The following is an 18,328-nucleotide window of genomic DNA, read 5'->3' on the forward strand; positions in this document are numbered from 1 at the left end:
CCGGCCCGGCGTGCGGGACCAGCGCGGAGTGGAACTTCTCCGCCCCGGCGCGGGAGGCGCGCCACTGGAAGAAGAGCACCCCGTCGGCACCGCGGGCGACGTGCGCGAGGCTGTTGCGGCGCATCTGCCCGGGCAGCTTGGCAACGTTGCGGGGCTGCCAGTTGACAGCGCTGGTGGAGTGCTCCATCAGCAGCCACGGGTCGCCGCCGGCGACGCCCCGGGTGTGATCGGCGGCGAGCGCCAGCCCGAGGTGCGCCTGCGGGTCGGCGGCGGTCAGGTAGTGGTCGTTGGAGACGAGGTCCACGTCGGACGCCCAGGAGTGGTAGTCCATGTGTTTGACGCCGAGGCCGATCATGAAGTTGGTGGTGATCGGCTGCCGGACCAGCGTCTGCAACACCTCCCGCTCGGCGCGCAGCTGGGCGCGCTGCTCGTCGGAGGAGAACCGCAGGAAGTCCAGTTGCTGCGTCGGGTTGGCGAAGGTCGGCGCGACACGCGGCGGGGTGATCTCGGCCCAGTCGCCGTAGCGCTGGCTCCAGAACGCGGTGCCCCAGGCGTCGTTGAGCCGGTCCAGGTCACCGTAACGCTCACGCAACCAGCCGCGGAACGCCTCGGCGCTGACGTCGCAGTAGCAGTGCACGTTGTGGCAGCCCAGTTCGTTGGAGACGTGCCACATGACCACGGCGGGATGCTCGGCGTACCGACCGGCCACCGCGCGCACCAACTCCAGCGACCGCTCGCGGAACACCGGTGAACTGGGGCAGTACGCCTGCCTTCCCCCCGGCCAGAGGATCGCGCCGTCGGCCCGGCGGGGCAGCGTCTCCGGATGCGCGCGGGCCAACCACGGCGGTGGGCTGGCCGTGGCGGTGGCCAGGTCGACCTGGATGCCACCGTCGTGCAGCAGGTCCAGCACCCGGTCCAGCCAGCCGAACTCGAACCGCCCCGGGGTGGGCTCCAGCAACGCCCAGGAGAAGATGCCGACGGAGACCAGGTTGACCCCGGCCTGGCGCATCAGGTCGACGTCCTCGGACCAGGTTTCCTCGGGCCACTGCTCGGGGTTGTAGTCGCCGCCGAAATAGATGCCGTCACCCTGCCATCGCCGCATGACAGCTGAGGGTGCACCCGCTGGTCCATCGAAGTCAACAGGTTCCAACATCGAGCTTCTTTCCAACGTTTGCCGGGTAACAGCCGGATCACGACTGGGTTATCAGAGGCGAACTGACCTCTTGACAGGGCCTGACCGCAGGGTAGCTTGAGGCCCCAATGGCCGTTCGTGTTCGCCAATGTGGATTCTCGGTGGATCTCAATGTGTGATCACGACGCTGGACCTGCCGTCACCACCCTGAGGCCCTTGGGCGTAGCTCCTTCTCATCCGCAGGAGGCACAGATGTCCCGTCCCCAATCCCAAGCCGAGTACCTGGCTCGGCTCGTACCGCCCTCAGTCGCCGGCATCAACCGACGATCGTTGCTGGCCGGCGCGGCCGGCACGGGCGCGCTGCTCGGCACCGGCCTGCTCGCCGGCTGTGGCGACGACTCCGGCTCCGGCGGGTCCAGCACTGACGTGTCGCTCGGCTCGAACCAGTCCGACCCGAAGCCGAAGGACGTCGTCGTCAAGGTCACCGACGGCTTCAAGACCTCGTCCGGTGTGCAGGTCGCGATCAATACGGTCGATCACAACACGTTCCAGGAGAACATCAACAATTACCTACAGGGCAAGCCGGACGACGTGTTCACCTGGTTCGCCGGCTACCGGATGCGCTTCTTCGCGCAGAAGGGCCTGGCCAGCGACATCAGTGACGTGTGGGGCAAGCTCTCCGGCTACTCCGACGCCTTCAAGAAGGCATCGACCGGCGACGACGGCAAGCAGTACTTCGTCCCGGCGACGTACTACCCGTGGGCCGTCTTCTACCGCAAGTCGGTCTGGCAGCAGCGCGGCTACCAGGTGCCCACCACCATGGACCAGTTCACCGCGCTGGCCGGGCAGATGAAGAAGGACGGCCTGACCCCGATCGCCTTCGCCGACAAGGACGGCTGGCCGGCGATGGGCACCTTCGACATCCTCAACCTGCGCATCAACGGTTACCAGTTCCACATCGACCTGATGGCCGGCAAGGAGGCCTGGACCTCCGACAAGGTCAAGAAGGTCTTCGACACCTGGGCCGGCCTGCTCCCCCTGCACCAGCCGGACAGCCTCGGTCGCACCTGGCAGGAGGCCGCGCAGTCGTTGCAGCAGAAGAAGAGCGGCATGTACCTGCTCGGCCTCTTCGTCGGCCAGCAGTTCAGCAACGACGAGCAGGACGACCTCGACTTCTTCACCTTCCCCGAGATCGACCCGTCGATCGGCGCCAAGGCGCTCGACGCGCCGATCGACGGCTACATGATGGCGCGTAAGCCCAAGAACGAGGAGAACGCGCGCAAGCTGCTGGAGTACCTCGGCGGCAAGGCCGCCGCGGACATCAACCTCAAGAACGACCCGGCCGTCCTCGTCGCCAACAGCGGCGCGGACGTCGGTGGCTACACCGCGCTGCAGAAGAAGGCCGCCGAGCTGGTCGGGTCGGCCACCGAGATCGCCCAGTTCCTCGACCGCGACACCCGGCCGGACTTCGCCTCCACGGTGATCATCCCGGCGCTCCAGCAGTTCATCAAGGACCCCAAGGACATCGGCGGGCTCACCTCGTCCATCGAGAACCAGAAGAAGTCGATCTTCACTGACTGACGGCGGAAGGGGGAGGACATCGTGTCCGACCTGCCCCTGATCCAAACGGATCGCGCCGTGCCTCCGCCGGCGACGACCACCTCCACGGGTGGTCGTCGCCGACGGCTACGGCTCCTGTCCCGCACCGACCGCGTGGTCATCACGCTGATGGTGCTCGTCCCGCTGCTGCTCGTCACCGGGTTCGTCTGGTTGCCGGCGGCGGCCACCGTGCTGCTCTCCGGCACCAACTGGGACGGCATCGGCCCCCTCAACGAGATCGAGTTCGTCGGCGCGCGCAACTACAGCGACGTGGTGAACATCTACCCGCCGTTCGTGCCGGCGATCCAGCACAACCTGCTCTGGCTGGCGGCGCTCTTCGTGGTCGCCACCCCGTTCGGCATGTTCCTGGCCGTGCTGTTGGACAAGGAACTGCGCGGCAGCCGCTTCTACCAGACCGCGCTCTACCTGCCGGTGGTGCTCTCGCTGGCTCTGATCGGCTTCGTCTGGCAGCTGCTCTACTCCCGCGACCAGGGGCTGATCAACGCCGTCTTCGGCAGCAGCATCGACTGGTACGGCGACTCGAACGTCAACATCTGGGCGGTGATGGTCGCCTCCGGGTGGCGGCACGTCGGGTACATCATGCTGCTCTACCTGGCCGGCCTGAAGGGCGTCGATCCGTCCTTGCGCGAGGCCGCGGCGGTCGACGGCGCCTCGGAGCGCACGACGTTCTTCCGCGTCGTGTTCCCGGTCATGCGGCCCATCAACATCATCGTGCTGGTGGTGACCGTGATCGAGTCGCTGCGCGCGTTCGACCTGGTCTGGGTGGTCAACAAGGGCCGTAACGGGTTGGAGCTGATCTCCGCGCTGGTCACCCAGAACGTGGTGGGTGAGGCGAGCCGGATCGGCTTCGGCTCGGCACTGGCGACGATCATGCTGGTCGTCTCGCTGGCCTTCATCACCATCTACCTGGCGACCGTGATGAGGGAGAACCGGCAATGAGCACCGCGACCGTCACCCGGCGGACCGAGAGCGGGGCCGACGCGCCGCCGCCCCGCCGCAAGCTGACCCCGTTACGAATCCTGCTGCACGGCTTCCTCATCGTCGTGTCGCTGGCCTGGCTCTTCCCGATCGCCTGGGCGGTGCTGACCTCGCTGCGCTCGTACGACTACACCGCCGCGAACGGCTACGTCTCGTTCGGCGGCTGGACCTTCGACAACTACGTCACCGCCTGGCGGACGGCGGAGTTCGGACAGCACTTCCTCAACTCGGTCTACATCACCGTGCCGGCGGTGCTGCTGACCCTCTTCCTCGCGTCCTGCGTGGCGTTCGTCATCGCCCGGTTCAGTTGGAAGCTCAACCTCGTCCTGCTCGGGGTCTTCACCGCGGCCAACCTGCTGCCCCAGCAGGCGCTGCTCATCCCGCTGTTCCGGCTGTTCACCGAGGTGCCGCTGCCGGAGTTCATGAGTGACTCGGAGCTGCTCTACGACAGCTACTGGGGCCTGATCCTGATCAACGTGGCCTTCCAGTGCGGCTTCTGCGTCTTCGTGCTCAGCAACTACATGAAGGCGCTGCCCCGCGACCTGTACGAGGCGGCGATGGTCGACGGGGCGAGCATCTGGCGACAGTACTGGCAGGTCACCATGCCGCTGTGCCGGCCGGCCCTGGCCGCGCTGGCGACGCTGGAGGTGACCTGGATCTACAACGAGTTCTTCTGGGCCACCGTCCTCATGCGCACCGGCGACAAGTTCCCGGTGACCAGCTCGCTCAACAACCTGCGCGGTGAGTTCTTCACCGACAACAACCTGGTCTCCGCGGGCAGCGTGCTCGTCGCGATCCCCACCCTGGTGATCTTCTTTATGCTCCAGCGGCACTTCGTTCGGGGCCTGACCTTGGGAGCATCCAAAGGATGACGATCCTGCACCTGCGCCGCGCGCGGACCAGCCTGGTGCTCGACGCGCGCGGCCCGGGGCTGCCCCGGATCGTGCACTGGGGCGGCGACGTCGGCGCCCTCGACGACGACGGCCTGCGCCAGCTCAGCGACGCGACGGTACCGCCGGTGGTGCCGAGCAGCTTCGACGAGCCGACAGTGCTGTCCCTGCTGCCGGAGGCGAGCGCCGGCTGGAGCGGCCGACCGGGTCTGGCCGGGCACCGCGACGGACGAGACTGGTCCACCGCCTTCCGGCTGGACGGGTTGGACGTGCACGACACCGGGCCGGGCATGGCGCTGCTGACCGTGCGGGCGTCGGACCCGGCCGCCGGGCTGACAGTGACCATCGAGATCACGCTCGACCCGTACGGCCTGCTGACCGTTCGGCACCGGCTGCGCAACGACGGCGACAGCGCGTACGAGCTGCGGGAGCTGACATCGGCGCTGCCGGTGCCGGCGGTCGCCACCGAGCTGCTCGACCTGACCGGCCGATGGTGTCGGGAACGGTCCCCGCAGCGGCACCCGTGGCAGCACGGCACCTGGATCCGCGAGGGCCGGCGCGGCCGTACCGGTCACGACGCGACTCTGCTGCTGGTGGCCGGGACCGCCGGGTTCGGCTTCGGCCATGGGGAGGTCTGGGCGGTGCACACGGCCTGGAGCGGCGACCACGTCACGTTCGCCGAACGTCGGCCCACCGGAGAGTCCACAGTGGGTGGCGGCGAGCTGCTGGCCCCCGGCGAAGTCCGGCTCGGTCCTGGCGAGTCGTACGAGACTCCCCTGCTCTACGCGGTCTGGTCCGACGCCGGGCTGGACGGGCTCAGCGAGGTGCTGCACACCCACCTCCGGGCCCGCCCGGGGCACCCACGCTCCCCCCGCCCGGTGACCCTCAACGTCTGGGAGGCGGTCTACTTCGACCACGACCTGGACCGGCTGCGGGCGCTCGCCGACCGGGCCGCGCAGATCGGCGTGGAGCGGTTCGTGCTCGACGACGGTTGGTTCCGGGGCCGGCGCGACGACACCGCAGGGCTCGGCGACTGGTACGTCGACGAGGGCGTCTGGCCGGACGGCCTGCAACCGCTGATCGAGCACGTCACCGGCCAGGGCCTCCAGTTCGGCCTCTGGGTCGAGCCGGAAATGGTCAACCCCGACTCGGACCTGTTCCGCGCGCACCCCGACTGGGTGCTCGCCGTGCCGGGGCGGCTGCCGCCGGCCTGGCGCCACCAGCAGGTGCTCGACCTGGGTCGCCCCGAGGCGTACGACCACGTGCTGGAACGTCTCGACACGCTGCTCACCGACCACCCCGGCATCCGGTACCTCAAGTGGGACCAGAACCGGGACTTCACCGAGGCCGGGCACCACGGCCTCCCCGGGGTGCACGGGCAGACCCTCGCGGTCTACCGGCTCTTCGACGAGTTGCGCGATCGGCACCCGGGCGTCGAGATCGAGAGCTGCTCGTCCGGCGGAGCCCGGGTGGACCTCGCCATCCTGGCGCGTACCGACCGGGTCTGGGCCAGCGACTGCAACGACGCCCTGGAGCGGCTCAGCATCCAACGCTGGACGGGGCTGCTGCTGCCACCGGAGCTGATCGGCACCCACGTCGGCCCGGAACGCTCACACACCACCAACCGCGTACACGACCTGGGTTTCCGGGCGGCGACCGCGCTCTTCGGCCACCACGGCATCGAGTGGGACATCGCCTCGATCAGCGCTGCCGAGCAGACCGAGCTGGCCGCCTGGGTGGCGCTGCACAAACGGCTGCGCCCGCTGCTGCACGCTGGTCGGGTGGTCCGGGTCGACCACCCCGACCCGGCCGTCTGGGCGCACGGCGTGGTCGCCCACGACAACACCCGAGCGGTGTACGCGGTGGCCCGGCTGACCACATCGGTGACGCAGGTGCCCGGCGCCGTGCGGCTGCCCGGCCTCCACCCCGGCCGGCGGTACCGGGTGCGACAGGTGTCGGGCGTACCGGGCCCGGCGAGCATCGACCTGTCCCCGCCCACCTGGCTGGCGGGTGGTCTCACCCTCAGCGGGGCTGCGCTGGCCCGGGTGGGTGTGCAACTGCCCGCCCTGCACCCGGAGCAGAGCCTGGTGCTGGAGCTCGACGCCGTCGGCTAGAAATTTCTTTGCTCGGGGTGTCGAGAACGGCGGGGCCGGCTTCTACCTCAGGGTGAGAGCACCGACGACGGTGCCCAGGCGTGAGGAGCCAACAATGAAGTACATGCTGCTGATGCAGTTCAGCGCCGCCGGAACCGACTTCCCGAGCATCGACACCTGGACCCAGGACGAGGTCCGGGCGCACATCGCGTTCATGGGCGAGGTCAACGCCAAGCTCACCGCCGCCGGTGAGTGGGTCGACGGGCAGGGTCTCGGCGGCCCGCAGCAGGCCCGGATCGTCCGCGCCGGCGAGGGCGGGGCACCGGTGGTCACCGAGGGGCCGTTCGCCGAGACGAAGGAGTTCCTGGCCGGCTTCTGGATCGTCGACTGCGAGAGCCCGCAGCGGGCCGTGGAGTTGGCCGCGCACATCTCCACGGCGCCCGGCCCCGGTGGTCGTCCGCTGAACATGCCGATCGAGGTGCACCCGGTGATGTCCGCCCCGGCACAGGAGCTGTGAGGGCTGAACACCGATCCCCGCATCGAGGACCTGCTGCGCGAGTTGGCGCCGCAGGTCCTCGGCGTGCTCAGCCGCCGCTTCGGTGACTTCGCCACCGCTGAGGACGCGGTGCAGGAGGCGCTGCTGGCCGCCGCAACCCAGTGGCCGACCGAGGGACTGCCGGCGAACCCCCGTGGCTGGCTGATCCAGGTCGGCTACCGGCGGATGATCGAGCTGGTCCGCGGTGAGCAGGCCCGACGCCGCCGGGAGGACCTGGTCGCCCGCCGGGATCCGGACGACCAGCGGTACGCGCCAGCCCCGGACGAGGAATTGACCGCCGAGCGGGACGACACGCTGGTGCTGCTCTTCCTCTGCTGTCACCCGGCGCTCGCGCCGACGTCGGCGGTGGCGCTGACCCTGCGCGCCGTCGGTGGGTTGAGCACCGCCGAGATCGCCCGCGCGTTCCTGGTGCCCGAGGCGACGATGGCGCAGCGGATCAGCCGGGCCAAGCACCGCATCCGGGTATCCGGGCTACCCTTCCGGATGCCCGAGCCGGCGGATCGGGCGGACCGGTTGGTCGCCGTACGGCAGGTGCTCTACCTGGTCTTCACTGAGGGCCACACCAGCACCACCGGCCCGGACCTGCGTCGCGTCGACCTCGCGGCGGAGGCGATCCGGCTGACCCGCGCACTGCACACGCTGCTGCCGAACGACAGCGAATCAGCCGGGCTGCTGGCGTTGATGCTGCTCACCGAGGCCCGCGGGCCGGCGCGGACCGGGCCCTCCGGCGAGCTGATCTCACTCGCCGATCAGGACCGCAGCCGATGGGACGCGACGGCGATCGCCGAAGGCGTCGCACTGGTCACCCGGGCCCTGCCGCGCGGGCCGGTCGGTCCGTACCAGGTACAGGCCGCCATCGCCGCCCTGCACGACGAGGCGCCGAGCACCGAGCAGACCGACTGGCCGCAGATCCTGGCGCTGTACGAGGTGCTGGAACGCTTGGCCGCCAGCCCTGTGGTGGCCCTCAACCGGGCCGTGGCAACTGCCATGGTGCACGGACCAGCCGCCGGCCTGGCTGCCCTCGACGCGTTGACGGACGACCCGCAGTTGGCCGGACACCACCGGCTGGCCGCCGCCCGCGCCCACCTGCACGAGATGGCCGGTGACCAGGCCCGGGCGGTCGCCGACTATCGGATCGCCGCCGCCCGCACGAGCAGCCGCCCCGAGCAGCTCTACCTGACCATGCGAGCAGCCCGACTGGCCGCCCAGCCCGGGGACGGCCCGCCTCCAACGGTTACGGCCGAACCGTGAAAACGACCTGTCTGCCTCGGTGGTTCTTGGTTCTACCCGTCGAACGATCGTCAGTCGACGACGTGTCGCGGCGCGGGTGGTCGCCGTGACGAAAGGGCCCGTTTGGGTGTGACGGCAGCAGCCTCACGCACCACGGCCGGCAACCTTGGACAGTTTCCGTCAGCACGAAACGGAAAGTGTCCAAGATCTACCCTGCCGGCTCCTTCGCACGCCCCTACCGGCGTCGCCGGCTTGGTCGGGACCGACAGGCGGGCCAGCGCCCCCTCACTCGTGCAGATCAGCGGGCGGGTGTGGGCCGGGCCGCCTTTGGAGTTGATGCCGTAAACGATTCATCCATGGCCTGAGCGCCGGGGCGGCGCGGCTCCACGGCGCGGCCCGGCGACGCGGCCCGGCAGCGCGGCCCGGCGACGGGGCGCTATGTGGCCGATTCGTTTGTGACATCAGCTCCAAAGGCATTCGGTGTAGGTGCCGGGGGTGCCCGGACGTCACGTGCACGGGCCCGCCGGGCGGGGACCTCACCGGCACTAGCCTGGGTGGCGATGGGCTCATCGATCACGAAGGACCGAGGGGACGCATGGCGTACGTGCTGCTGGGGATCGCCATTCTCGCCGAGGTGGTGGCGACCAGCCTGATCAAGAGCACCGCCGGGTTCAGTCGACTCTGGCCGACGGTGGCGTGCCTCGGCGGCTACGCGCTGGCGTTCCTCCTGCTGGCCCAGGCCGTCAAGGAGATCCCCGTCGGGGTGGCGTACGCCCTCTGGTCGGGTCTGGGCACCGCGGCCATCGTGGCGATCGGGGCGGTTTTCCTGGGTGAGTCGGTGGGGCTCGCCAAGCTCACCGGCATCGCACTGATCATCGCCGGGGTGGTCATCGTGAACCTCGCCGGGGAGCACTGACCGGGACGGTTTCCGGTGGCCGGGCCCGGTGCGGACCCGGCCACCGGTCCGACGGTCAGCTCGCCGTGCAGCTCACCGCGGGCAGGCTGTTGGTGCCGGTCCAACTGCCGAGGAAGCCGAAACTGGCGCTGGCCCCGGCGGCCAGTCGTCCGTTGTAATCCGTGTTGCGGGCGGTCACCGTGGTTCCGCTGCTGGTGAGCGCCACATTCCAGGACTGGGTGACGCGTTGGCCGTTGGCGAAGGTCCACCCGGCGGTCCAGCCGGTGATCGCCCTCGCGCCGGCGGTCACCCGTACCTCACCCTGGAAGCCGCCCTGCCACTGGGTGGTCACCGTGTACGTCGCCGTGCAGCCACCGCTGGTCGGCGGAGGCGTCGTCGGCGGTGGGGTGGTCGGCGGGGGCGTCGTCGGCGGTGGGGTGCCGCCGAAGACGGTGGCCTCGCGGGCGGTCTGCCGGATGCCGTTGACCCCGTTGAAGAGGCGCTGACCCCAGTCGGTCAGGCTCGCCGGATTGAAGTTGGTGGCCAGGTCGAGATACTCGACGCCGCCGCCGTTGCCGCTCCACGACCAGCCCAGCCAGCCGATCCCGTTGGCCTGGCTGTACGCGAGGATGGCGTCCTCGTCCGGGTTGCCGTCGGAGTGGTTGAAGCCGAACTCACCGACCACGATGGGCAGCCCCGCCGTGCGGAACCGGCCCAGGTAGTCGCTGATCTCCGCGGCGGTGTCGAAGACGCCGTACATGTGGATGGAGAACACGGTGTTGCGGGCCGGGTCGGCGGCGAAGACCGACGCGGCGTTGTCGCGCATGGTGAACGACCAGTCCTGCCCCCAGTTCGGCGCGTCCACCATGATCGTGTGGGTCAACCCGCCGGCCCGCAGGCGCTTGATCGCGTTGGCGTTGTCGGTGGCCCACGAGCCGTAGTTCTGGTTGCCGTACGGCTCATTGCCGATGTTGACGATGACGTACCTCTCCTGGCCGGCGAGGACGTCGGCGAGGCTGAGCCAGTAGTCGACGGCGCGGTCGAGGGTGATCGCGCCGCTCTGCTCGCCGTACCCGGTGGTGTCGTGCACCTCCAGCACGCAGATCAGCCGGTTGGTCTTGCAGAGCGAGATGACGTTGGCGACGTCGGCGTTGGTGTTGCGGGTCCACCGGTCGCCGCTGGAGAGCACCACCCGCACGGTGTTCGCGCCGAGCGCCTTGACGTCGGCGAACGAACTGGTCTGCTGCGGGTACCAGGTGTGCGCGTGGTTGACGCCGCGCATGATGAATTCGGCGCCGTTGGCGTCGTACAACTTGCCGCCAGCGACGGAGAACCCAGCCGCGGCGTGCGCCGGCTGGCCGAACGCCAGCACGGTGACGAGCAACGCGAGCACTGTCGCACCGGCGGCGGAGAGTCGAGTCTTCATGGCCTTCCTCAGGGAGGACCCCCGGTGCCCGACAGGGGTGGGGATGTGACAGGGGAAGGCGGCTGCAGCCCGGCAGCCGCGCCCGGCTCCCGGCGCAGGCATCAGCGTAGGACGATGGATTGGTCTTCGCAACCGGTTCAGTTGACGGGCCCGCAGCCCGGACAGCCGCAACGGCCCACGCGGACGCGGGCCGTCACGGGGCGGTCATCCCCACCACAGGATGTGCGCCACACCCGGGTCTTAACCGGTTAAGAGCGACGGTAGGCAGGCGGTCGGCTCCCGTCAAGCATCGCGGCAGCCGAACCGGACGGGAGGGTTGACCGCCGTGCACCGGGGTATCCCGGGAACGATCCGTCAGCGAGAGGGGATACCAGGATGGTCAGCGTCGGCTACACCCTGATGAGCGAGCAGGCCGGGCCCAAGCAGCTGGTGGACCATGCGGTACGGGCCGAGGCGGCTGGCTTCGACCAACTGGTGGTGTCCGACCACTACTACCCATGGCTGGACTCCCAGGGCCACTCCCCGTACGCCTGGGCGGTGCTCGGCGCTGTCGCCCATGCCACCTCCCGCGCGGAGCTGATGTCATTCGTGACCTGCCCGATCCGCCGCTACCACCCGGCCGTGGTGGCGCAGAAGGCCAGCACCGTCGGCGCGCTCTCCGACGGCCGGTTCACCCTCGGCCTGGGTGCCGGGGAGAACCTGAACGAGCACGTGGTCGGCGGCTGGCCGCACGTGCAGCAGCGGCACGAGATGTTCGAGGAGGCGTTGCAGATCATCCGGCCGTTGCTCAACGGCGAGACGCTGACCTTCTCCGGCAACCACTTCGACGTGCCCGACGCCTACGTCTGGGACCGCCCGGAACGGCCGGTGCCGATGGCCGTCGCCGCGTCCGGTCGACAGTCCGCGACGTTGGCCGCCGAGTACGGCAACGGCCTCATCTCCACCGAACCCGACCGGCACATCATCGAGATGTACGACGACGCCGGGGGCGTCGGCCAGCCCCGCTACGGCCAGGTGGCCATCTGCTACGGCCCCGACGAGGCGGAGTGCCGCAAGATCGTGCACGACCAGTTCCGCTGGTTCGGCATGGGTTGGAAGGTCAACGCCGACCTGCCCGGCCCGGAGTCGTTCGCCGCCGCCACCCAGTTCGTCCGCGAGGAGGACGTCGCCGAGGGCATCTCCTGCGGCCCGGACGTGGACGCGCACGTCGAGGCGTTCCGCAAGTTCGTCGACGCCGGCTTCACGCACGTGGCGATCATCCAGGTGGGTGGGGAGACCCAGCCGATGTTCCTGGACTGGGCCCAGGAGCAACTGCTGCCCCGACTGCGCCAACTGTGAATCGGATCGCGACCCATCCGCCGGTCGGGTCAGCCCGACCGGCTCGGACCAGCCGGTTCGGGCTGGCCGAACTGCGGCTCGGCATGGCCGCGCCCCGGCCAGCCGCAGGACTCACCAGCGAGTGGCGACTCGTCGACGGACTGCGCACCCACACCCGCCGCAGCGCCGACCCGGGGACCGGCACGCCACCCGTGGTGCTGGTGCACGGCCTGGCCGTCTCGCACCGGTACCTCACCCCGCTGGCCGTCGCGCTCTCCACGTACCGCAACGGTGGCGGGACGAAGCGACACGGCTGGTGCCGCAGGCGTCCCTGGTGGTCGTTCCCGGTGCCGCGCACAACGTGGTCACTACCGCTGCAACTGCCGTCGCGGACGCGATCCGGCGCCTGCTCGCCCCTCATCCCGCACTCACGGACAGGTGAACATCATGCGCTTCGGCAATACGGAGATCCGCCCGCTCGGCGGTGGCCTCGGCTGCCTCCTGATGATCCTCTTTTCGATCGTGGCGTCGGTGGTGCTGACCGTCCTGTTGAATCTGGTGCTCTGAGCCCCGTACGTCTCAACGGCGCAGGCCCAGGGCGTTGAGCACCTCCCGGACGGCAAGCCGGGCCGGGTCGAGCACCGAACGGCGGGCCCAGCGGGCCGCGGGCGCGACGGTGGCCCGCCACACCGCCCTGAGCCCCCGCGCCACCGGCACGACCGTCACCGACCAGACCCACCGGACTCCGGACAGCAGCGGGCGCAGCAGCAGTCGGTGGAGCAGTCGCAGCATCCGGCCGGCCGTCCGCCACGCACCGACCACTGCGGCGACGACCAGCCGACCGACGGGCGTGAGCACCGTGCCCAACCATCGCAGCGGCCACAGGACCAGGTACCTGGCGAGCCAGACCAGCACACGCCCCAGGACCACGAGGGCCGGACGCAGCCCATGACGGGTCAACCAGACCAGCGCGGGCCAGATCACCGTGCGGACGACCCACACCAGCGGAAGCCACAGCAGGTGCCGGGCGCACCAGACCAGCGGAAGCCAGACCAGCCGGTGCAGCAGCCAGGCCAGGGGGCCAGCAGCCAGCGGCGCAGGCACCGGCCGGCCGGGCGGAGCAGGTACCGGTGCAGCAGTCGGCCGGCAGCCACGATCAGCTCCCAGAGCAGGCGTACCGGCAGCACCACGACCAGCGCCACACCACGCGCGACGGCCGCGACGAGCGGAGGCGCGACGGCGGCCGGCTGCGCCCTGCCCGAGACCGGCGGGTCGGCGGCCGGACGAGCCCTCGGCGGCGCGGCCCGGTGATCGTTCGGCGGACCTGGCAACGGCGAGCGGAGGGTGCGGCGGTCGGTCACGGTGGCACGGTAATCGGCCGGCGCCACGCCCTGGGTGGCACCGGCCGCGCGAGCCGACGGCGGCGTCAGCCGGGAGACAGCTCCAGCGTGGCGAGCAGCGGATAGTGGTCGGAGGCGGTGGCCGCCACCCCGTCGCGGATCACCCGACAGTCGCGCACCCGCTGCGCCACCGCCGGACTGCCGAGCAGGTAGTCCAACCGCATCCCGGCGAACTCGGCCCCACCCAGCCCGGTGGGCACCGTGTAGCCGGCGGCCTCCGGCGCGTCGACGTTGCCCGACGGCCAGAGGTCGACGAGACCGGCGGCGAGCAGCCGGGCGACCGCCCGGGTGTCCACCGTGTCGCCGGAGCGACGCAGGTGCCGCCGCCTGTAGAGGGTGGGCATACCAGCCAGCCGGTCGGTGTGGTCGACGGTCGGATCGAGCGAGTTGAGGTCACCGGTGATCAACGTCAACGGCCCCTGGTCGTGGCGCATCGCGGCGATCAACCAGTCCACCTCCATCCGCCGCCGACCCCCGGAGTACGGGTAGAGGTGGGTGCCCAGCACAGTGAACGGGCCGGCCAACGTGGCCACCACGACGCGGGCGGCGGCATGGTGGAACGGCCGACGCACCGGCCTCGCGTCGACGACCCGGTACGGCGGCCGGACCAGCACCGCCACCGGCTGCCCGAAGCAGGACCGGGCCAGGTGGGGAACCATCCCCACCCGGCCCGCCACGCCGGCCATCAACCCGTCCCTGTCAAAACCGCGCAACTCCTGCAACGCCAGCACGTCCGGTGCCTGCTCGTCGACGACCTGAACCACCTGATCCAGCCGGTCGAGGCCGCCGCGATCCCGGCCGCCGGTGCGAATGTTCCAGGTCATCACCCGCAGCACGACGGCGACGCCTAGTCGGCTCGGCCGGCCCGCGCCAGCTCGTCGTCGAGGGTGTCCACGTCCTCCGACTCGATGGCCGGCTGGTTACCTTCCTTCAGATCCTCGTTCGGGCGGATCACCAGGTAGAGCAGGCCGATCCAGAGCGCGGAGAGCACGATCGCGCCCATGAAGTCGGTCGGGTGGTGCATCCCCCGGTACATCCGGGACGTGGCCACCCCGACCGGCATGAGCACGGCCAGCCCCACGAAGATCCAGCGCCACCACCTGTCGGTACGCGGGAACACGATGACGGTGATCGCCAGCCAGACGCAGATCGTGGCCGCGATGTGCCCGGACGGGAACGACGAGGTGGGCATCTGCCCGTCCAGGTTCTCCACCGGCGGACGTGGCCGGTCCACCGCGCGGGCCGACGCGAGGAAGAGGGTCAACTCCCCCACCATCGCCAGCGCCACGAAGAGCACCGGGCGCCAGCGCCGCCACACCGCCAGCACCAGCGGGCAGAACACCAGCGAGATCAGCAGGATGGCATGGGTGTCACCGAACTTGCTCCACCACCAGCTGATGTCGGTCAGCACCTCGGTGTGCCGTTCGGCGAACCACCGCGGCACCTCAGTGTCGAGGGTGTCGAAGAAGGTGCCCTTGGCGTGGTAGCTGACGTACGTGCCGAAGCCGTACAGCGCGCCGAACACGATCACCCAGCCGACCAGCAGCTCGGCCACCGCCGAGCGGGGATGGGCCAGCACGTGTTCCTCGGCCGGGGCGGGGGCGATGTCGTGCCCCGCCTCCGGCTCCAGGCCCTCGGTCAGCGGCGGCACCGGCTTGCCCCGCTCCCGCCGCCACAGGCGGAAGGCGTACGCGGTGACGCCCAGCCAGGCGGCGCCGAGCAGCCAGGCGGCCAGCACGTCGGAGACGAAGTGCACGCCCAGCGCGATCCGGGTCAGCCCGACCAGCGCCACCAGCACACCGACGCCGACGATGGCCGGCTTACGCCAGCGCGGTGCCATCGCCGGCAGGAACACCAGCAGCAGCGCTCCGTACGCGACGAACGAGCCGAGCGCGTGCCCGCTCGGGAAGCTGTTGCCGGGCGCGCTGGCGATCGGCACGTCCACCACCGGGCGGAGCCGGCCGACAAGCGTCTTCAGTGACGGGTCGAGGATCAGGCCACCGACCCCCGTGATGATCAGGTAAACGGCGAGTCGGGGCTGTCGCCGGATCAGCAGACCGACCACGGCGATGGTGACCAGCCAGATGAGGATCGGCCGGCCGCCCAGGTCCGTCACCGCCTGGAGCACGGTGACCAGCGCGTGGTGCGGGGCGACGAGCCCGTTGAACCACTCGGCGAGCCCGTGGTCGACGTCCTGCAACGGGCTCCACTGCACCCGGACGAGCAACAACAGCAGCCCGAAGGCCACCCCGGCACCGGTGACGGCCACCAGACCGGCAATGCTCCGTTCGGCGAAATGACCGACCGGACGGTGCGCCACCTCTTTGACCGCGGCCACCCCGCACCTCCCTTTCCTGTCTGGCGAGGCGCTTTACCCGATCCGCGTCCGTCGTACACGCCACAGCGCTAGAGCGCCGACATGTCCCCGGTGTCGTACAGCTCGGCGCGGTCCGGGTCGGGCTCCCACAGATCCGGTTGGGCGGGCTCCCGCACACCAATGCGCAGCGCCTCCAGTTGCGCGGCGAAGGACAGCCCGCCGAAGAGCGCCATCCCGGTCAGGTTGGCCCAGAGCAGCAGCGCCATCATGCCGGTCAGGGCGCCGTAGGTCTGCCCGAAACCGTCACTGAACCGCACGTACGCGGCGAGCAGCAGGCTGGCCAGCCACCACAGCGCGGTGGCGATGCCGGCCCCGAAGAACAGCCAGGACAGGCCGGGCTGGTTGCGGCGCGGCGCTTGTCGGAACAGCACGGCGACGGCGACGACGGTCAACCCGAGGCTCAGCGGGAAGCGGATCACGTCCCAGATGCCGTTGGCGAGCGCGCCCCACTCGTAGTGTTCGCGCACCGAGTCGCCCATCGCGCCGCCGCCGACCAGGATCAGGAAGCCGGCGAGGGCGGGCAGGCCGGCGGTGACGGCCAGCACGGCGGCCCGCAGGTATTTGCGCAGCGCCGGGCGGTCCCGCTCGACGCCGTAGATGCGGTTGGCGCCCCGCTCGATCTGGGCCATCGTGGTGGTGAGCGCGAACAGGCCGGTGAGCAGACCGAGGGTGAGGGCCAGCTCGCCGGCGTCCTCGACGCGTTCGCCCTCACCGAGCAGCTCGGAGACCACCTGCTCGCTCTGGCCGGGGGTGAGCGCCAGGACGGTGTCGGCGACCACCTGGCCGCCCTCCCGGACGCCCAGCTCGCTGATCAGCCCGGTGAGGGCGATCAGGAACGGCACCACGGCGAGGCAGAGTTGCAGCGCGAAGGCCCGGGAGTGGCTGAACCCGTCGCCGTAGCGGAACCGGATGAAGGCGTCCCGCAGCAGGTGCCAGCCGCCCTGCCGGCGCAGTGTGTGCCAGGCGTCGTCGGCGGACAGCTCCTCGTCGGCCATCAGCCGGGTCTCCGGCACGATCCGGGTGCTACTCACGGCGCGCTTCCTCGATCAGCTGCTCGCCCCGCTCCCCGGCGCCTTGCGCGTCAACGGCCAGGTCGGGGGCGCCCTCGGGCTGCGGAACGCAGAGCCAGAGCGCCTGGGGTCGGATCTCCGCCCGCAGTTGCCGACCCGGGGAGATCAGGTCGCCGTCCAACTCCCGAGGCTGCGCCCGGTTGCTGCTGACCACCACGCGCCGACCCCGGAACACCTCCAACTGCGGCACCTGGCCGCTGCGGCGGATCACCGCCCAACCGAGCGCGAGCCAGTGCCGCAGGTTTCGGGGGGTGAGCACGGCGACGTCGAGCCAGCCGTCGTCCGGCTCGGCCTCGGTCAGCAGGGTCACTCCGCCCTGAAGCCGGCCCACGTTGGCGATCAGGACCGAACGGGCCCGGCGGCGCACCGGCGGCCGGTCGTCGATGCGGATCTGCACCCGCATCGGCCGGTCCCGCAGGTGGCGGACGGCGCCCACCACGTACGCGGGCCAGCCGATGCGGGCCTTCGTCGTCTCGTTTGTGGCTTCGAGCATCTGGGCGTCGAAGCCCATGCCGGCCATCACTGTGAAGTACTTGTCCTCCACCGCGCCGACGTCGAGCAGTCGCCGGCCGCGTTCGACGGCGACCTGGAGCCCGGCGGCCAGGTCGGTGGAGAGCCCCAGGTTGGCGGCGAGCAGGTTGCCGGTGCCCTGCGGCAGCACGGCGAGGGCCACGTCGGTGCCGACCAACCCACTGACGCAGGCCATCACGGTGCCGTCGCCGCCGCAGGCGAAGACCAGGTCGACGCCGGCCTTGACGGCCTCTTCGGTCTGGCCCCGACCGGGGTCTTCGACAGTCGTCTCGTACCACTGCGGCTCGGGCCAGCCGGCCGCGGCGAGGGCGTCGTCGACAGTGCGGCGCAGCTCGTCGAGATCGTCGACCTTCGACGGGTTCACCACCACGGCGGAGCGCAACCCGCCGTCGCCGCCAGCGGGCCGCCTGTCCTGTCCAGCATCCACGGCGTCAGTGTGCAGCACCCGGACGGCTTCAGCGACCCGGCGTCGACGTGGCGTCGGAAGTGCCACAGACAGGTTTCAGAATGCTCGTGCCCGTCAGGCCGCCGCCCGCAGGGCGATCTCCACCCGTCGGCGCAGATCATCGAGGTCGATCCCGGACTCGGTGAGCACCACCGCTCCCAGCCCGTGGCCCTCCCGGAGCACCCCGAGCAGGATGTGCTCGGTGCCGATGTGTTTGTGTCGCAGTCGCAGGGCCTCCCGCAGGGACAGCTCCAGCGCCTTCTTGGAGCGGGGCGAGACCGAGATGGAGCTGCAGCTCTACCGGGTGTACCGCGACATTGTCCGCCAATTCTCCTACGTGGTGGAGACGGAGCGCCGGTTCTACCTGG

General features: G+C 70.4%; 18 protein-coding genes and 1 pseudogene. 10 read left to right on the top strand and 9 right to left on the bottom strand.

The window, feature by feature from the left end; genetic code table 11:
* A partial coding sequence (locus ABZ749_RS09075) for a beta-galactosidase (RefSeq protein ID WP_357224769.1) occupies positions 1–1,102 on the bottom strand: 1,102 nt, incomplete at its 3' end.
* A 282-nt stretch (positions 1,103–1,384) separates the two neighbouring features.
* On the opposite strand from ABZ749_RS09075, the gene ABZ749_RS09080 reads away from it, so the two are divergent.
* From ABZ749_RS09080 to ABZ749_RS09110, 7 genes are all read left to right on the top strand, one after another.
* Positions 1,385–2,713, top strand: coding sequence for an ABC transporter substrate-binding protein (locus tag ABZ749_RS09080; protein ID WP_357224774.1), 1,329 nt, complete (start codon positions 1,385–1,387; stop codon positions 2,711–2,713).
* A gap of 21 nt (positions 2,714–2,734) precedes the next feature.
* A complete protein-coding gene (locus ABZ749_RS09085; protein ID WP_357224778.1) occupies positions 2,735–3,691 on the top strand; it encodes a sugar ABC transporter permease in 957 nt (318 codons plus the stop codon).
* Positions 3,688–4,602, top strand: coding sequence for a carbohydrate ABC transporter permease (locus ABZ749_RS09090; protein WP_357224783.1), 915 nt, complete (start codon positions 3,688–3,690; stop codon positions 4,600–4,602). The genes ABZ749_RS09085 and ABZ749_RS09090 overlap by 4 nt, the downstream gene beginning before the upstream one ends.
* On the top strand, positions 4,599–6,734 hold the full coding sequence (locus ABZ749_RS09095; protein WP_357224786.1) for an alpha-galactosidase: 2,136 nt from the start codon (positions 4,599–4,601) through the stop codon (positions 6,732–6,734). The genes ABZ749_RS09090 and ABZ749_RS09095 overlap by 4 nt, the downstream gene beginning before the upstream one ends.
* Before the next feature lie 94 nt (positions 6,735–6,828).
* Positions 6,829–7,230: a YciI family protein gene (locus ABZ749_RS09100; protein ID WP_210786655.1), complete on the top strand. Its 402-nt coding sequence runs from the start codon at positions 6,829–6,831 to the stop codon at positions 7,228–7,230.
* Positions 7,231–7,233: 3 nt separating this feature from the next.
* Positions 7,234–8,520 (top strand): sigma-70 family RNA polymerase sigma factor, encoded by a 1,287-nt coding sequence (locus ABZ749_RS09105; RefSeq protein WP_357224827.1) that lies wholly within the window; start codon positions 7,234–7,236, stop codon positions 8,518–8,520.
* A gap of 574 nt (positions 8,521–9,094) precedes the next feature.
* On the top strand, positions 9,095–9,415 hold the full coding sequence (locus ABZ749_RS09110) for a multidrug efflux SMR transporter (RefSeq protein ID WP_112585076.1): 321 nt from the start codon (positions 9,095–9,097) through the stop codon (positions 9,413–9,415).
* Between the two features lie 55 nt (positions 9,416–9,470).
* Here ABZ749_RS09110 and ABZ749_RS09115 read toward each other — a convergent pair whose 3' ends face one another.
* Positions 9,471–10,820 carry a cellulase family glycosylhydrolase gene (locus tag ABZ749_RS09115; RefSeq protein ID WP_357224791.1) on the bottom strand — a complete coding sequence of 450 codons (1,350 nt, stop codon included), beginning with the start codon at positions 10,818–10,820 and terminating at the stop codon, positions 9,471–9,473.
* Between the two features lie 375 nt (positions 10,821–11,195).
* On the opposite strand from ABZ749_RS09115, the gene ABZ749_RS09120 reads away from it, so the two are divergent.
* On the top strand, positions 11,196–12,158 hold the full coding sequence (locus ABZ749_RS09120; RefSeq protein ID WP_357224795.1) for a TIGR03557 family F420-dependent LLM class oxidoreductase: 963 nt from the start codon (positions 11,196–11,198) through the stop codon (positions 12,156–12,158).
* Between the two features lie 417 nt (positions 12,159–12,575).
* On the top strand, positions 12,576–12,704 hold the full coding sequence (locus ABZ749_RS09125) for a hypothetical protein (RefSeq protein WP_279635911.1): 129 nt from the start codon (positions 12,576–12,578) through the stop codon (positions 12,702–12,704).
* 12 nt (positions 12,705–12,716) lie between these two features.
* Here the strand turns inward: ABZ749_RS09125 and ABZ749_RS09130 are convergent, their stop codons facing one another.
* The 7 genes and pseudogenes from ABZ749_RS09130 to ABZ749_RS09160 all read right to left on the bottom strand — a co-directional run.
* Positions 12,717–13,139, bottom strand: coding sequence for a hypothetical protein (locus tag ABZ749_RS09130; RefSeq protein ID WP_357224800.1), 423 nt, complete (start codon positions 13,137–13,139; stop codon positions 12,717–12,719).
* Positions 13,118–13,498, bottom strand: coding sequence for a hypothetical protein (locus ABZ749_RS09135; RefSeq protein ID WP_357224805.1), 381 nt, complete (start codon positions 13,496–13,498; stop codon positions 13,118–13,120). The genes ABZ749_RS09130 and ABZ749_RS09135 overlap by 22 nt, the downstream gene beginning before the upstream one ends.
* Before the next feature lie 65 nt (positions 13,499–13,563).
* Positions 13,564–14,373 carry an endonuclease/exonuclease/phosphatase family protein gene (locus ABZ749_RS09140; RefSeq protein WP_357224808.1) on the bottom strand — a complete coding sequence of 270 codons (810 nt, stop codon included), beginning with the start codon at positions 14,371–14,373 and terminating at the stop codon, positions 13,564–13,566.
* Positions 14,374–14,384: 11 nt separating this feature from the next.
* On the bottom strand, positions 14,385–15,875 hold the full coding sequence (locus ABZ749_RS09145; protein WP_357224813.1) for a phosphatase PAP2 family protein: 1,491 nt from the start codon (positions 15,873–15,875) through the stop codon (positions 14,385–14,387).
* A 68-nt stretch (positions 15,876–15,943) separates the two neighbouring features.
* Positions 15,944–16,945: a YihY/virulence factor BrkB family protein gene (locus tag ABZ749_RS09150; RefSeq protein WP_357224817.1), complete on the bottom strand. Its 1,002-nt coding sequence runs from the start codon at positions 16,943–16,945 to the stop codon at positions 15,944–15,946.
* Positions 16,938–17,942 carry a diacylglycerol kinase family protein gene (locus ABZ749_RS09155; protein ID WP_357224822.1) on the bottom strand — a complete coding sequence of 335 codons (1,005 nt, stop codon included), beginning with the start codon at positions 17,940–17,942 and terminating at the stop codon, positions 16,938–16,940. Before ABZ749_RS09155 ends, ABZ749_RS09150 begins: the two co-directional genes overlap by 8 nt.
* A gap of 120 nt (positions 17,943–18,062) precedes the next feature.
* Positions 18,063–18,236: pseudogene (locus tag ABZ749_RS09160) on the bottom strand (Clp protease N-terminal domain-containing protein); the annotation flags it as partial.
* Between ABZ749_RS09160 and ABZ749_RS09165 the strand changes: the two are divergent.
* A partial coding sequence (locus tag ABZ749_RS09165; RefSeq protein ID WP_357224832.1) for a DUF2469 family protein occupies positions 18,169–18,328 on the top strand: 160 nt, incomplete at its 3' end. The pseudogene ABZ749_RS09160 and the gene ABZ749_RS09165 overlap by 68 nt on opposite strands.

This window comes from Micromonospora sp. NPDC047753 (assembly GCF_040642735.1).
In the GTDB taxonomy this organism is placed as follows: Bacteria; Actinomycetota; Actinomycetes; order Mycobacteriales; family Micromonosporaceae; genus Micromonospora.

Excerpts from the sequence above, each read along its gene's own strand:
- ABZ749_RS09080 (WP_357224774.1), top strand. The coding sequence starts at position 1,385 with ATGTCCCGTCCCCAATCCCAAGCCGAGTACCTGGCTCGGCTCGTACCG.
- ABZ749_RS09090 (WP_357224783.1), top strand. The coding sequence starts at position 3,688 with ATGAGCACCGCGACCGTCACCCGGCGGACCGAGAGCGGGGCCGACGCG.
- ABZ749_RS09095 (WP_357224786.1), top strand. The coding sequence starts at position 4,599 with ATGACGATCCTGCACCTGCGCCGCGCGCGGACCAGCCTGGTGCTCGAC.
- ABZ749_RS09100 (WP_210786655.1), top strand. The coding sequence starts at position 6,829 with ATGAAGTACATGCTGCTGATGCAGTTCAGCGCCGCCGGAACCGACTTC.
- ABZ749_RS09110 (WP_112585076.1), top strand. The coding sequence starts at position 9,095 with ATGGCGTACGTGCTGCTGGGGATCGCCATTCTCGCCGAGGTGGTGGCG.
- ABZ749_RS09115 (WP_357224791.1), bottom strand. The coding sequence starts at position 10,820 with ATGAAGACTCGACTCTCCGCCGCCGGTGCGACAGTGCTCGCGTTGCTC.
- ABZ749_RS09120 (WP_357224795.1), top strand. The coding sequence starts at position 11,196 with ATGGTCAGCGTCGGCTACACCCTGATGAGCGAGCAGGCCGGGCCCAAG.